This window comes from Phytoactinopolyspora endophytica (genome assembly GCF_004138495.1).
GTDB lineage: Bacteria > Actinomycetota > Actinomycetes > Jiangellales > Jiangellaceae > Phytoactinopolyspora > Phytoactinopolyspora endophytica.
In genome coordinates this window covers 139,090-152,820 of the sequence record NZ_ML142862.1, presented here as the reverse complement: position 1 = coordinate 152,820, position 13,731 = coordinate 139,090, and the positions used below count along the sequence as shown (strand labels likewise).

Genomic DNA, 13,731 nt, shown 5'->3' with positions numbered 1-13,731 from the left:
ATCGCCGCGGCCGCCGTCGCCGGCACCGCCGGGGGCTCGACGGGGCAGCTGGTGGTCGGGCTGATACTGCTCGGTCTGGGGTGGTCGGCCGGGCTGGTCGCCGGCTCGACGTTGATCGCCGAATCGGTGCCCGCCGCCGAACGACCGGGTGTACAAGGGTTCGCGGATCTGTTGATGAACCTGGCGGCAGCGACGACCGGCGGGCTGTCGGGCGTCATCTTGGGTCTGGTCGGCTACGGGGGTCTGAGCGCCATAGCAGCGTTGCTCGTCGCGCTGCCGCTGGTTCTCGTTGTCGTGGGCTGGTCCCGGGGACGCGCTAGCGCGACTGTGTGACCTGCGGATCGCGCCACATCGGAATCAGCACCGGCCCTCCGGGCAGCCGGATCTCGCCGGTGACGCGGAACCCGTAGTGCTCGTAGATCGGGACGTTGTCGGGTGCCGAGGATTCTAGGTACGCCGGCATCCGGGCGGCATCGACGCGGGCCAGACCGTCTCGCAGCAGTCGCCCGCCGACGCCGCGGCCCGGGCGAGCGGCTCCGATCGTCTGCAGATACCAGTGCGGCGGGGTCTTGGGATGGGCGCCCTCGATGATCCGGAAATGCCGCAGTGCCGACGGTAGCGCCCTGCCGAAGGCGCGGAAGAGCTTCGGACTGTGCCGTACGGACGGGAAGAACCCCGGCGAATGCTGGCCCGGTTGACTCCATAGCGCGGCGCCGCTGATCTCGCCGTCGTCCACCGCCACCCAGGTCCCCCTGATGATCAGCACGGACTCGAAGGCGAACAACGCGGTAAGCCTGCGGTGGTAGCCGTCGCCGGGCACGAGGAAGCGCATGAACGGGTCCTGGCCGAACGCTGCGGCCAGGGCGTCAGCGAGCGAAGGGAGGTCCGAACGCTCAGCCGGGCGGACCACGATCTCTCCCACGCCATCGACTCTACTGTGCTCCGAACGAGGATTTGGCCGGAACCCGATCGAGCTGCTCGGACCTTCACAGCAGCGATGATGTGATCGAACGCGCCTCTGACCGGCCTGGGCGGCTGTTAACCTTTCCGGGTGTCTGACCAGGAGCGGAGTCTCAGTCGTCGTGCGGTCATGACCGTTGTGACCATCGGAATCATGGTGGTCGCCCTGGCGGCGGCGTTGATCATGGCGTATCCAGCCTGGTCGGCCCGCAGGGGAGGCGATGCCGTGTGGGTGGTCGACCATGCGGTCACGTCGGGCGGCCTCTCCGGCCGGAGCCTGCTGGACTACGACGACGACCGTCTGCTGATCAGCGACGACCAGAACTCGTTGGCGGTGCGAAGTCGTGAGGACGGCGAGGAACTGTTCGACGTCTACAGCCAGCAGCTCGAGCCCATCGCCGCGCTGGTCCCGTCTGGGGTGGTTCACAGCGACCACCACGGCTTGCACGTCATCGACGATGACGGCTCGGTTCGGTGGGAAGTGTTGTCCGGAGCCGACGATGTGGGCGCTACGACGTTGGTGGCGGTGGACGTGGAAGAGGGGCACGTCGTGGCGGCCGTCGACGGGAGAGAGGTCAGTGACCCGAAGCGACTGGTCGCGTACGGTCTCGACGACGGCGACATCCGCTGGGAGCTGCCCGACGTCGGCCGCGCCGGCTTCACCGACCAGGGCGAGCCTCCCCGGACGCCGCCGGGCGCGTTGCGCCAGGCCAGAGTCTACCCAGTCGTGTTCAACGGGGACTTTCGCGACGACGGGGAGAGCATCTGGAGCTTGGTGGACACCCGTGACGGGGACGTGGTCCGGGAGATCACGACCGAAGGGGTGCCGGTAGCGACCGGTGAGTTCGTGTTCGCCAGGAAGCGGCAGGCGTGTGCGGAGGTGACCGTCTTCCGGATGGACCAGGAAGTACAGCTGGACTGGCAGGGTGAGGTGCCATCGGCGGAGTGTGATCTCGTCTGGTCGGTGTCCGAAGAGCGGGCATATCTGGCGGTGCCGGCCGAGGCGCGGGAATTCGACCGGGTCGACGACCTCGTGCACGTGTTTTACGTCGATCTGAATGCCGCCACGCTCACCGAGCTCGAGTGGGAGGGCCCGCGGGATGAGGTCGATGGCACCACACCTGGGCCGGCCGACGCATCCCGGTCCTGGTCGTCTCATTTCTACGGCAGCGACGGGACCATGTACGACGTCAGCACCGGCGCCGCGGCGTGGGAGCTGGACGACCCCGATGCCTTCGGTGCATGGTCCGCGGGCGACACCGCCGTGGTCACGAGCGCCCTGTCACGGTTCGATCGGTTCGTCACCGACGGCACCGAGACCTCGCTCTGGTATCACGTGGTCGATGTCGAAACCGGGGAGCCGCGTGGTGGCCGATTCATCGGGCGGTGGCCGTCAATCGATGTCGCCGTGCTCGACCAGGGACAGGCTGTCATCCTCAGCGAGGACCAGATCGCACTTCTCGAATGAGCAGGGTGCCTGGTATGCATGCCGGGAGGCGACGAGCCACCTAGGCATAGACCGCCTCGACCGACCACTGGCCGTCCTCGACGGCGAGCAGCCAGGCTCGGCCGTCATCGGTGGAGACCTGGAAGCGGGCGCAGCGCCGGCGCCGGCTCCGTTCCCACCAGTATTCGCGTACCGGCCACGGCCCCGCCCAGCCGGTGACGGCATGCTCTTCCTTGCCGACGATCAGCCGAGCGGGAGGCGCGGACACCACGGAGCGACCGCTGACGGCCACGTGTGCTCCGACGGCGTCGAGAACCCGAGCCGGCCGTGGACTGGGAGGAACGACGGACGGCGACGGCTGCGGAACCCGCCCTGGCCATGGGCGGTCCGCGGGAAGTGCGGGCACCACCGAGTCGCCCCACGGCACCCGGACCACCCGCTCGACCGGGCCGCGCCCGCCGGCCAGCCGGGGGCGGGTCACAGCAGTGTGCCCGAGCATGACCTGAATACGGGTGGCGGCGCGAGCCACCTGCTCATCGTTCTCGCTCTGCCCCCACAGTGACATCTGACGGCCGGTATCGATGACCACCTGGTCCGGAGCCAGCCGCAGGTGAGTCAGGTTTCCAGTGAGCTGTCCGGCCGTGCGCCAGGCATCGAGTTGCCAGCGGACCCGTTCGGCTACTGCGAGACTCGACAGCAAGCCGTCGTGCCGCCATAGCCGGGACCGGGTCTCGCCGTCAGCGGTGCCGGCCTCCACCTCGACCCGCACACAGGCCAGCCCTCGCTCGGCCAGCTTGGCGTGCATCTGATCGGCCAGGGTCTTGGCGGCGAAGACCACGGGCTCGGACTGTTCGACCGGAGGGCCGAACTCGAGGTGTGCCGAGAGGTCCTCGTCTGCGGTGCGGGCGGCCGGTGGCCGTGCCTCCTGGCCGGTGGCGAGCCGATGGGCCACGGCGCCCTCGGACCCGAACCGGGCCAGCACGTCGCGGGGTGGAAGCGCCGCGAGCTCGCCGAGAGTGCGGATGCCGAGCCGGACCAGCACGCCGGTCAGCTCCGGCATCTCCAGCACAGACACCGGATGAGGTGCCAGGAACTCCGCAGTGGACGAGGACGGGACGAGGCGGAGGCCGTCGTCGTCGAACGCGGCCCGAGCCGCGAGGTTGGCCGCGAACGTGCCGTCGGCCACCCCGACCGCGCAGACGAAGTCCTGGCTCAGCACGGCATCGCGGACCATGCTCCCCACCACCTGCTCACCGCCGTAGTACCGGCTCGGTCCGCGCGCCGGTATGGCCGCCAGCCCAGGGCGGACCACCTCGACCCGGGGACAGGTCTCCTCGATGACGGCCACGACCTGTTCGAACGCTCGTGCCTCTCCCTCCGGGTCCTCATCGAGAACCATGACGTCGGGGCAGTATCGCTGGGCGTCACGGAGCCGTTGCCCGCGGCGCACCCCGGTTGCGCGGGCTGCTGCCGTGCAGGCCGAGACCTGGCCGGATGTCAGCACGATGGCCGGGACGGCCGGGTCGGCACCGGCGGCCGTCAGCGGCCAGTCCGGGCACCAGAGCACCAGGGCTCGGGGCGGTGCCATCACGCCACCTCTGCCGGGTCGGTTCCCTCGGCTGGGCCAGCGCCGGCCGTCGCGGCTCTGGCGGCGAGCCGCTCCTGCATGCTCGAGACCGAGGCGAGCTCGGCGCTGCTGATCGAACCGTCGGGTCCCGGTAGCCATAGCCAGGACGATCGGGTGCGTCCACCGGTCAGCCGCCCCTTGGCCACGACCTTGGCGCGACGGCCACGCAGACGGCCATGGCCCTGGTCGATGCCAGACCATGACGACGATTCCACCTGCATTCGCAGCGACGATCCTTCCCAGGCGCCGACGACCACCAGCGCCGAGCCGGACTTGCGAGCCAGCGCCACCAGCCGTCGGACGACGCCGGTGGGTGGGCGGGCAGGTGGCCGGAGCAACACGACGTCGACCGCCTCCAACAGGGCGGCCGTGACATCGACCCACCGATCTCCCGGCTCGTCGACCAGCAGCAGCCGATCGAGGTCGCAGCCCAGTTCCGAGGCCGCCGCCACTCCGCACTCAGGCATCCGCACGACGCCGCACCATGAGCCGGCCCGCGAAGGGCCGGCGAGCAACGCCAGGGCGAGCACCCCGGCGTCGTCCACCTCTACGGCCTGACCTCGGCGCAGCTCAGGCACCAACCCCTGCAGCGCCGGCAGGACCGGTATGCCGGCGTCCTCCGGTATCACGTCAACCTCGGCACCGGTCGTGCGGGCCAATGCTGCCGCCGCTCGTTGACGTTTCGTCGCCACCATGCCTCAATTGTCGAACCTATGTTCGACTCCGTCAACCTGTCCCATGATCATCAACCGTGGGCCGCGCCATGGCCGGGCTAATCGTTGATGATCATGGGGATATGGGTACGGGGGAACACGCAACTCGCCCTGCGCAGCGGTGGGGCCGGCACCTGCGTATTGGAGTAGGCGTACGCCGCTATGTAGCCGCGCGTCGCGTCGGGTCTGCTCATCTGTAATCTCGTCAGGGACGGGGTGAGACGGGGGATAGAACGTCGGTGGACTCTCGCGGGACGAGATGAGACTCGATGACCGTGGTGCCGCCGACATTTGTCGGATTGCTGATCTGCTCGGCGAGTATGGTGGCCGCCGCCCGGCCGACTTCGGAGAGGTTGAGGTCGATCGAGGAGAGCCGCGGATGGTTGCCGTCGACCATGACATCCCAGTTGTCGAATCCGATGATGCCGACATCCTCGGGGACGGATCGACCCAGCGCTTGGAGCGCGCTCGCGGCGCCTCGTGCTAGTCGATCGTTGCCACAGATGAGGCCGTCGACGCGTGCGCCGGTATGCATCAACTGGAGCGTCGCTTGCCGGCCCCAGGGCTCGTCCCACGTTCCGAACAATGGATCGGCGGCGAGGGTGAGTCCGTGCTCGCGGAGGATGTCCTGGGTCACAGAAGACTTGACTTTCGCCGCCTCTTGACGGCTTGGCCCGAGGATGCAGGCGATGTCTCGCCGGCCGGTGGAGAGGAGGTGACGTATGGCTAGCTCGGCACCGCCGCGGTCGTCGGGGACGACGCAGATGTCGGCGGGGTCGGTTGATGACGCCATCACATAGACCACGGGGACTGTGATATCGCCGTGAAGCGGCGGACGCGTGTAGCTGCCACCGTCGGCACCGACGACGAGGATGCCGTCGACGTTGTGAAGGAGGGCCTCGGCGGTGTTCTGCTCGCGGATCGCGTCACCGTTCCCCTCTCGGGCCAGCAGCGCGATGTCGCGTTCGGCAAGGGCGGCGGTGGCGCTGAGGACTACCATTGCTGTACGTCGGCGGTTGAAGGATTCCCTGGCGAGCAGCCCGACCGTGAGCGGTTTGACGCCCCGCGGCGGCTCGAGGTGGGAAGATCTGAGGTTCAGCTCGCGGGCGGCGTTGATGATCCGCTCGCGTGTTTCGGGGTGGACTGGTCCTTTGCCCGACAGCGCCTTCGACACTGTCGCAGGGGAAACACCTGCCCGCGCGGCGACATCGCGCGCGGTGGTCCGATTCGCGGTGCGATCCATCGCGCCATGATACGGCACGTTTCATGAAGTTTCCGCGATGAATAGCCTTGACGGTGGCTCAGAAACCGGTTTACGGTTCCGGGAACAGAAATCTACAGAAACATCTTGCCGTAGATTTCGGAGCTGTTCTCTTTGGTTGGATGGTCGCAATGCGGCCCCAGCCACCTCGACGAGGAGGTTCGATGGTCACTCAGTCGCAAAGCTTCGGGCATCGGGTCCGTTCCACGGCCATCAGCCGTCGCGCCGCGCTACGCCTCGGTCTGTCTGCCGCCGGGGTCGCCGCGCTCGCTGCCTGCGGTGAAGACGGAGGTGGAGACGGAGGTGGAGGCTCGACGTCCGGTTCGACGGTTCGTTTCACCTGGTGGGGCAACGACGTCCGGCAGCGCATCACTCAGGAGGCAATCGACCTGTTCCACGAGAGCAACTCCGGTGTCACGGTCGAAGCGGAGCCTGGTTCCTGGGACGGCTACTGGGACAAGCTGGCGACCACGGTGGCGGCTGGCAGTGCCCCCGACGTCATGCAGCAGGTCGATCCCCATATCACCGAATACGCCCAGCGGGGCGCACTGGCCGATCTGGGGCAGTTCGGCGATACCCTCGATCTGTCGCCGTTCGGCGCCGACCTGCTCGAATCCAGCACGATCGATGGGAAGGTTTACGCCGTTCCCATTGGCATGACCGCACTCGCGGTATGGGTGAACCCAGCAGCATTCGAGGCCGCTGGCCAGGAGCTACCTGACGACGGATCGTGGAGTTGGGATGAGTACGCCTCCCTGTGTGCGGAGATCTCCCAGGCGACCGATGGGGAGATCAGAGGATCAGGTCAGCTGGCATTGACCCATCAGCCCTTCCAGATCTTTGTCCGTCAGCAAGGTGAGGATCTCTACACCACTGACGGTGTCGGCTTCACCAAGGACACACTCGTGCAGTGGTGGGAATACGTGCTTCGGCTGCAGGAGAGTGGTGCTGCGCTGGGTGCCCAGGAGTCAGTGGAGGAGCAAGGCAAGACGACCGAGCAGACCGCGATCGTGACAGGCGATGTCGCGTTCTCCATTGGCTGGGCGAGCCAGATCAGTCAGACCCAGGAAGCTGGGGACGTCGAGCTCCGGCTCCTGCAACTTCCCGGCGAGTCGACGTCCGCGCATCGTGGCATCCTGGTCAAGCCATCCATGCACTACTCGATCTCGGCAACGTCCGACAACGCCGAGGCAGCAGCCGAGTTGATCGACTTCCTGGTCAACAACGCCGAGGCAGGCGAGGTTCTGGGAACCGATCGGGGCATCCCGACTAATGGCGAGGTCTTCGAGGCGGTTCGCCCGGACTTAAACGACGGTGACACGAAGGCCGCGGATTACCTGGAGATAGCGAATGAGCTGGCGACGTCCGGGATGCCTGCTCCGCCGGCCGGTGCCTCAGCCATCACCGAGGCGTTCCCACGCTTCACCCAGGAAGTGCTTTTCGAGAGGACGTCACCAGCCGAGGCCGCCGACGGCCTCATCGCCGAGCTCGAGACGGCGCTCGCCTGACGGACGGGGAGCGGAAGCCGCGGACCAATACCAGCAGGGAAGGAATGAATGAACATCAGATCGCGCGAGTTCGCTCTGGACGGTGAGTGGGACTTCACGTTCACTCCGGAAGGGCTTGATGGAGCGAAGCCGCCCGAAGCGGATGCCTACGATGTCGCCCTTCCCGTGCCGGGCTACTGGGATGACAGCCGGGAGCAGCTGCAGTACGCCACGTTCTGGTCCGCCGACTGCCAGTTCAACCCGGAGTACCGCGAGATTTCCTTTCCGATAGGTGCCGGCAAGCCCGTGGACACGTCGTTGCCGTATCTGCTCGGGACAGGCTGGTATCGCACCCGCGTAGTGGTGCCGGGCGAGTGGTCTGGCAGCACGGCGACGTTGTTCGTCGGCGGGGTGGTCATGGATGCCGCGGTCTGGGTGAACGGCGCGTTCGTCGATCGCCACGAGGGCCATCTGACACCGTTCGAGGTCGAGCTCGGTGAGCACCTGCTACCCGGAGAAAACGAGCTACTTCTCGCCGTGTCGAACGTGCGCCAAGACAGCATCGGCTGCAATATCCGGGGCTTCGCGGGCAGAACAGGCGGGATCTACCGTTCCGTGCGGCTGCGGCTGAGCGATGCGGCTCGTATCGGCGACGTCTACGTGCACCCTTCGGCCGAGCTGGATCGGCTGTCCTGGTCCGTCGAGCTGCGTGGCCACGCCGCCGGAGCCGCCGTCCTGGAGTGGGAGGTCGTCGACCGCGAGACCGGCAACGTCCGCGCTTCGGGTCGCCAGCCGGCAGCGACACACGGACGGACCATCTGGACCACGGACACCTGCGGTATGCGGCCGTGGTCAGATCGCGAACCAGTGCTCTATGACCTTCGTGTCCGGCTGCGCGACGCCGACGCGGTCGTCGACGAGTGCGAGCAACCCTTTGGGATGCGCCGGATGGCGACATCTGGGCGGAATGTCCTGCTCAACGGAGCCCCGGTGTTCCTGCGTGGCTCGACCGAACACGCCTACTTTCCCGAGACCTGCACGGCGCCGACGGACGTCGACTACTACCGCAGCAGGCTGCGCACCTTGCGCGGGCTCGGCTTCAACTGGCTCCGCTTTCACACGTGGACGCCGCCGGAAGAGTATCTGCAGGCCGCCGACGAGGAGGGCATGCTGCTGCAGGTCGAGGCCCCCAACGGATTCAGCGAACGCGAATGGCTCGACATCCTGCGCACCTGCCGACGGCATCCGTCCGTGATCATGTACTGCTGCGGCAACGAGGTACCGCTCGACGACGCCGTGATCGATCGGCTGGGTCGGATGGCGCAGCACCAGCGCGAGCTCGCGCCGGACACCCTCTTCGACCCGATGGAGGGCCTGGTCGAGATCGAGCACGGCGGTGGCAACAGCGGCGTGGACGCCGAGCCGGGCATGGACCCGGACAAGATGCGACGACTGCAGCGGATGTCCGAGTACGCCGATGTGCTGGCGCCCAACGGGAGGGGGATCTTCAGCTATTACTCGGCGGCCAACGACGAGACGTCCGTCGAGACGTGCCTGTCCTACTTCGAGCGCCCGATTGTGCTTCATGAGCTGGGGATCAGCGACACGTATCTCAACCTCGACTTGGAGAACCGCTACCTGGGCACGCGGATCGGCCCGGACCTGTACCGGGCCGCGCGTGAGTTCCTGACCAAGCGCGGCATCGTCGAGATGGCGCCGATCTACTACCGGAACTCGTGCCGGTGGATGCAGCAGATCATCAAGTTCGCCATCGAGAACGCCCGCCGCTCGGGCTACGCCTCTGGCTACGACCTGCTGGGCGCAATCGACTTCCACTGGCACCGCACCGGCTACGCCGTCGGCCTCATGAACGAGTTCTACGAGCTCAAACCGGGTCTCTCGGTGGAGTCTGTGCGCGCGTTCAACGGTGAGAGTGTGCTGCTGTCGACGGTGGACCAGCAGCGGAACCTGACCTGTGGCCAGACGCTGGAGATCGGCCTGCTCGCGTCGCTGTTCGGCCGCAACGATCTCGATGAGGACGGTGTGCTGTCGTGGGCACTGGTGGCCGACGACGATGTGGTGCTGTCCCGTGGGTCGCAGCAGGTGGGACACCTGGCCACCGGTGCCGTGACGCCGGTGGCTAAGGTCCAGGCTGAGGTCCCGCACCTTCGCGCACCGGGCCGGCTCCGGTTTGTCGCGTCGCTGAGCGGCGGGGAGTACGAACTGAGGAACACGTGGGAGTTCTGGGCCTTCCCCGCACCAGGAGAGGAGACGCCCGACGACGGCCAGGTCAGGATCGTCTCGCGACTTGACGCGGAGACGATCGCTCACCTCGCGGCCGGGGGTGACGTACTGGTCGAGGGCGACGGCGCGCTTCCCTCGCAGCGGACGACATTCCAGATCATCCCCGGCGGCCGCGTCCATGGCAACAGTGCGACCGTGGTGCACGACCACGCCATGATCGCGGACTTCCCGCACGAGGGCTTCTGCGACTGGCAGTTCTACCCGCTCTTCGAAGGCGGGCGCAGTGTCGTGCTGGACGACCTGGGATTCGAGGTCGAGTCGGTGGTCGACGTCGTCGGCACCTACAAGCTGGCGCTGCGCAAGTCGGCGCTGTTCGAGGTGGGGGTGGGGGCCGGACGCCTGGTCGTCTGCGGGCTGAAGCTGGACGCGGGCGACAGCGCGGGCCGGTACCTGCGGAGTTCGTTGCTCAAGTACCTCGCCACATCGGCAGGAAGGCTTCAGACGCGTGTGTCGCCGGAGGAACTCGCCGCCGCGGTCGGTGAGCGCGCACGCCAACCCGACGACTTCAGCACCGACGAGGGCTATGACGACGGCGGACATGTCCGCTCCGTACAGCTGTAGTCGCGCCGCTGCGAGAGGATGTCACCGTACCAAGATCTCCCATGACGATCTTCCGCGACCGGTTACCCGGTCTGATCTTGCCCAGTGACAGGGTGAGTTCGCCGCCTCGCGAGTTGCCGGTGTCGTCTTCGGTGAGTTTCCGGGCATCGGGGTCACGTGGCACCTCCGGTGAGCATGTCTCCGTATCAACGGCTTCGGCCAGGACTCAATACCAGCGTCCCCAACGCCGTAGTGACCAGGACTCGACCCACTGCGGTTAGCGTGGGTGTCTTCTCCGCCGGGCCCTCGTCTGGAGGTAAGGATCGCTGCGGGCCCTTCCGACCGGCGGTGGTACGCCACTCGCGTCCGGGTTCTGACGGCGGCGTGCGGCACGGTCAGCGTCGTCGACGACGTACCAGGGGCTGGGCGCCCAGCGGCGAACCGTGGCCGTGCACGGTGGCTCGCCGGTATGTTCGGCTCGCACCCGGCGCCACCGCGGTCGACCGACGTGCGATGACTCTGCACGGGCGCGCCTGGATGGGTTTATCGACCGAGGGCCAGGGCTCGGCGTACGCTACGCAGGAGTAGTCGAGACGGCAGCCGCACGGATTTGCGAGTTGAGACGATGGAAATCGTCAAGACCAACGGGCTTGATATCGCCTACGAGCGTGTCGGCGGAGGTCCGCCGCTGGTGTTCGTGCACGGCGCCGCCGAGGACAGCCGTGTGTGGCGACCGCAGCTGGCCGCTTTGGCCGACGAATTCACCGTCGTCGCCTGGGACGAGCCAGGAGCGGGCCGTTCCTCGGATGTGCCCGCGGATTTCGGTCTAGCCGACTACGCTGGCTGCCTCGCTGCGTTGATCGAGGCGCTCGCGCTCGGACCGGCGCACGTAGCTGGCCTCTCCTGGGGAGGCACCGTCGCACAAGAGCTTTATCGCCACCATCCCGAACTGGTCGCGACTCTGATCTTCATCGATACCTATGCCGGCTGGAAAGGGTCGCTGCCCGAGGATGAAGTACGCGCCCGGCTCGCCGGCGCGCGGCAGATGCTCGCAGCGCCCGCAGACGAGTTTGATCCGGCCTTTTCCGGGTTGTTCGCCGGCGACCCGCCTGCCGAGTTCGTCCCGCTGCTCGCCGAGATCGCCATCGCCGTCCGGCCCGCGAGCCTGCGTGCGCAGCTGATGGTGATGGCCGAGGCCGATCAACGTGACCTGTTGCCCCAAATCGCCGTACCGACCCTGCTCATCTGGGGTGAGCTCGACGTGCGTTCGCCACTCAGCGTCGCGCGCCAATTCGAGCGCGCGATACCGGACACTCAGCTTGTCGTCATTCCCGGCTCCGGTCACATCAGCAACCTTGAGCAGCCCGAGCAGTTCAACCGAACTGTGCGGGAGTTCTGCCGTAGTCACTCGCAGGGGCGATTCGGCCACTGAGTTCGCTTCCGCGCCACGGGTCGAGCATCGATGGCACGATGGATCGATGCGGCCACGGCCAGGTGAGGTACTGGTCGGCGACCTGATCGCGTTGCACGACGAGGCGGGGATCGAGCTTCGGGCGGTGCGGAACGTGTGGCCCTGGTGGCGGCGAGTGGTCGACAGCAGTCTGGGATTCAGCGGGATCCGGTTGCGCAACGCCCGGCCGAGTCTGTCGGTGCCCGACGGTAGATGTGGGACATGCGATACGGAATCAGTGTGCCGAATGTCGGTGATCCGGGCGCGTTGGTCGAGATGGCGGTGGCGGCCGAGGAGTCAGGCTGGGACGGGTTCTTCCTGTGGGACCACATCAATGCGCTGCCGCAGATGCTTGACCCGTGGGTTGTGCTCGGCGCGGTCGCGGCGCGGACAGCGCGGGTGCGGTTAGGCACGCTCGTGACACCCGTGCCGCGACGTCGGCCGTGGAAGCTGGCCAAGGAGGTGGTCACGTTGGACCATCTCAGCGGAGGCCGGGCGGTGCTGGGAGTGGGGCTGGGCGTTCCGGCCGCGTCTGAGTACGGCGCGTTCGGCGAGACAGTCGATATTCATGAGCAGGGGGCACGGCTGGATGAGGCGCTGCCGCTGCTCGATGCCTTCCTCCGTGGCAGACGCGTGGATCATGACGGCGAGTTCTACAGCGTTCACGCGGAGCTGGATCCGCCCGCGCTCCAGCGGCCTCGTCCACCGATCTGGGTGGCCGCGACGCTGGGACGGGAACGTCCGATGGCGCGTGCGCGCCGTATGGACGGAGTCTTTCCGTCGGCCGGCCCGCGCGCTCCCACGCCGGAGGAACTGGCGACGATGGTCGCGGAGCTCAATCCTCCCGCCGACTATGACGTGCTCGGTGTGCTGACGGATACCGCAGGACCTGCCGAGCTGAAAGTGGCCGGTGCTACCTGGGCGATCGATGGACCCGGGAGCGAGTCGGAGACACTGGCGGAGATCCGTACGCGGGTAGAGGCGGGACCTCCAGGCGCGTAGCACATGGCGTCGTCGTTGCGGAGCTTCAACCGGCGTACAAAAGTCTTCGAAAGAAATCCGGGGCGCGGTGTCGGATCGGGGCAGCGGTGTTCGTAGCACGGGTGAGAGGTCGCCCACGAGGGGCGCCCCGGAAGGAAAAGGGAACCGCGATCATGAAACTGACGACTGTCACGAACGTCTCCGTCGACGGAGTGATGCAGGGACTCGGCGGGGCGGACGAGGACCGCAGGGGCGGATTCGAGCGGGGCGGATGGGCTTTGCCGCTGTTCCATGACGAGGCCGAGACGTTCCTCGGCCAGATCTACCAGCGCGCCGACGCGTTCCTGTTCGGGCGGCGGACCTACGAGATCTTCGCTGGTTCCTGGGGAACGTGGGCCGATCCGGGCAACAGCCCCATCTGGACGGCGTTGAACACGCAGCCCAAGTACGTGGCATCGACCACGCTCACTGACCCGCAATGGACGGACACGACCGTCCTCTCCGCAGACGTCGCGGCCGCCGTCGGTGAGCTGAAGGCCAAGCCGGAGGGAGAGCTGCAGGTGCACGGCAGCGGCCGCCTGGTCCGCTGGCTGTTCGACAACCACCTGGTCGACGAGATCATCCTGCTCACCTATCCCGTGGTCGTCGGCCAGGGCACGCGACTGTTCCCCGACGCCGGTTCGGATGCAGCGCTTGACCTCGTCGAATCGCGAGCCCTCCCGAACGGCATAACGGCCCAGGTCTACCGGCTGGCCGGGCGCCCGCAGTATGCAACCGACTGAAGCACGTGATCCGCGTTCGGTGCGCCGGACTCCAGGAGTCCAACCGGCGATGAGGTTCGCCGAGGTTTCCAATCTGTATCGACACACCCGCTCAACCGTATTCGAGGAGAACCTCATGACCGCGACCTACACCTTCGACGTCTTTTCCAGCCTCGACGGCTTCGGCGCCGCCGGCGGCG

11 protein-coding genes and 3 pseudogenes are annotated in these 13,731 nt (G+C 67.2%); 9 read left to right on the top strand and 5 right to left on the bottom strand.

Annotated features, from left to right (window positions below):
• Positions 1–333 (top strand): annotated as a pseudogene (locus tag ELR45_RS38910) (MFS transporter); the annotation flags it as partial.
• Here the strand turns inward: ELR45_RS38910 and ELR45_RS23905 are convergent.
• Positions 317–922, bottom strand: a complete 606-nt coding sequence (locus ELR45_RS23905) for a GNAT family protein (protein WP_129668579.1) — start codon at positions 920–922, stop codon at positions 317–319. The pseudogene ELR45_RS38910 and the gene ELR45_RS23905 overlap by 17 nt on opposite strands.
• A 168-nt stretch (positions 923–1,090) precedes the next feature.
• Here ELR45_RS23905 and ELR45_RS23900 point away from each other — a divergent pair, with 168 nt between their 5' ends.
• Positions 1,091–2,428: an outer membrane protein assembly factor BamB family protein gene (locus ELR45_RS23900; RefSeq protein WP_129668578.1), complete on the top strand. Its 1,338-nt coding sequence runs from the start codon at positions 1,091–1,093 to the stop codon at positions 2,426–2,428.
• Positions 2,429–2,468: 40 nt separating this feature from the next.
• Here the strand turns inward: ELR45_RS23900 and ELR45_RS23895 are convergent, their stop codons facing one another.
• The 4 genes from ELR45_RS23895 to ELR45_RS23885 form a co-directional block, all read right to left on the bottom strand.
• The gene (locus tag ELR45_RS23895; protein WP_129668577.1) at positions 2,469–3,995 is read right to left on the bottom strand and encodes a DNA polymerase Y family protein; all 1,527 of its coding nucleotides are present in this window, start codon (positions 3,993–3,995) and stop codon (positions 2,469–2,471) included.
• Positions 3,995–4,729 (bottom strand): hypothetical protein, encoded by a 735-nt coding sequence (locus tag ELR45_RS23890; protein ID WP_205857153.1) that lies wholly within the window; start codon positions 4,727–4,729, stop codon positions 3,995–3,997. The genes ELR45_RS23895 and ELR45_RS23890 overlap by 1 nt, the downstream gene beginning before the upstream one ends.
• Positions 4,730–4,806: 77 nt before the next feature.
• Entirely contained in the window at positions 4,807–4,941 is a 135-nt protein-coding gene (locus tag ELR45_RS42155; RefSeq protein WP_276320725.1) for a hypothetical protein, read from the bottom strand.
• Positions 4,942–4,952: 11 nt separating this feature from the next.
• Entirely contained in the window at positions 4,953–5,990 is a 1,038-nt protein-coding gene (locus tag ELR45_RS23885; protein ID WP_129668576.1) for a LacI family DNA-binding transcriptional regulator, read from the bottom strand.
• Between the two features lie 182 nt (positions 5,991–6,172).
• On the opposite strand from ELR45_RS23885, the gene ELR45_RS23880 reads away from it, so the two are divergent.
• The 7 genes and pseudogenes from ELR45_RS23880 to ELR45_RS42890 form a co-directional block, all read left to right on the top strand.
• Entirely contained in the window at positions 6,173–7,516 is a 1,344-nt protein-coding gene (locus ELR45_RS23880; protein ID WP_165368056.1) for an ABC transporter substrate-binding protein, read from the top strand.
• 48 nt (positions 7,517–7,564) lie between these two features.
• Complete coding sequence (locus tag ELR45_RS23875) at positions 7,565–10,360, top strand: glycoside hydrolase family 2 protein (RefSeq protein ID WP_129668574.1); 2,796 nt, start codon at positions 7,565–7,567, stop codon at positions 10,358–10,360.
• A gap of 604 nt (positions 10,361–10,964) precedes the next feature.
• On the top strand, positions 10,965–11,771 hold the full coding sequence (locus ELR45_RS23870; protein ID WP_129668573.1) for an alpha/beta fold hydrolase: 807 nt from the start codon (positions 10,965–10,967) through the stop codon (positions 11,769–11,771).
• A 46-nt stretch (positions 11,772–11,817) separates the two neighbouring features.
• Positions 11,818–11,961: pseudogene (locus tag ELR45_RS42345) on the top strand (DUF6886 family protein); the annotation flags it as partial.
• A 50-nt stretch (positions 11,962–12,011) separates the two neighbouring features.
• Positions 12,012–12,791 carry an LLM class flavin-dependent oxidoreductase gene (locus ELR45_RS23865; RefSeq protein ID WP_165368055.1) on the top strand — a complete coding sequence of 260 codons (780 nt, stop codon included), beginning with the start codon at positions 12,012–12,014 and terminating at the stop codon, positions 12,789–12,791.
• 152 nt (positions 12,792–12,943) lie between these two features.
• Positions 12,944–13,552, top strand: coding sequence for a dihydrofolate reductase family protein (locus ELR45_RS23860; RefSeq protein WP_129668571.1), 609 nt, complete (start codon positions 12,944–12,946; stop codon positions 13,550–13,552).
• 115 nt (positions 13,553–13,667) lie between these two features.
• Positions 13,668–13,731: pseudogene (locus ELR45_RS42890) on the top strand (dihydrofolate reductase family protein); the annotation flags it as partial.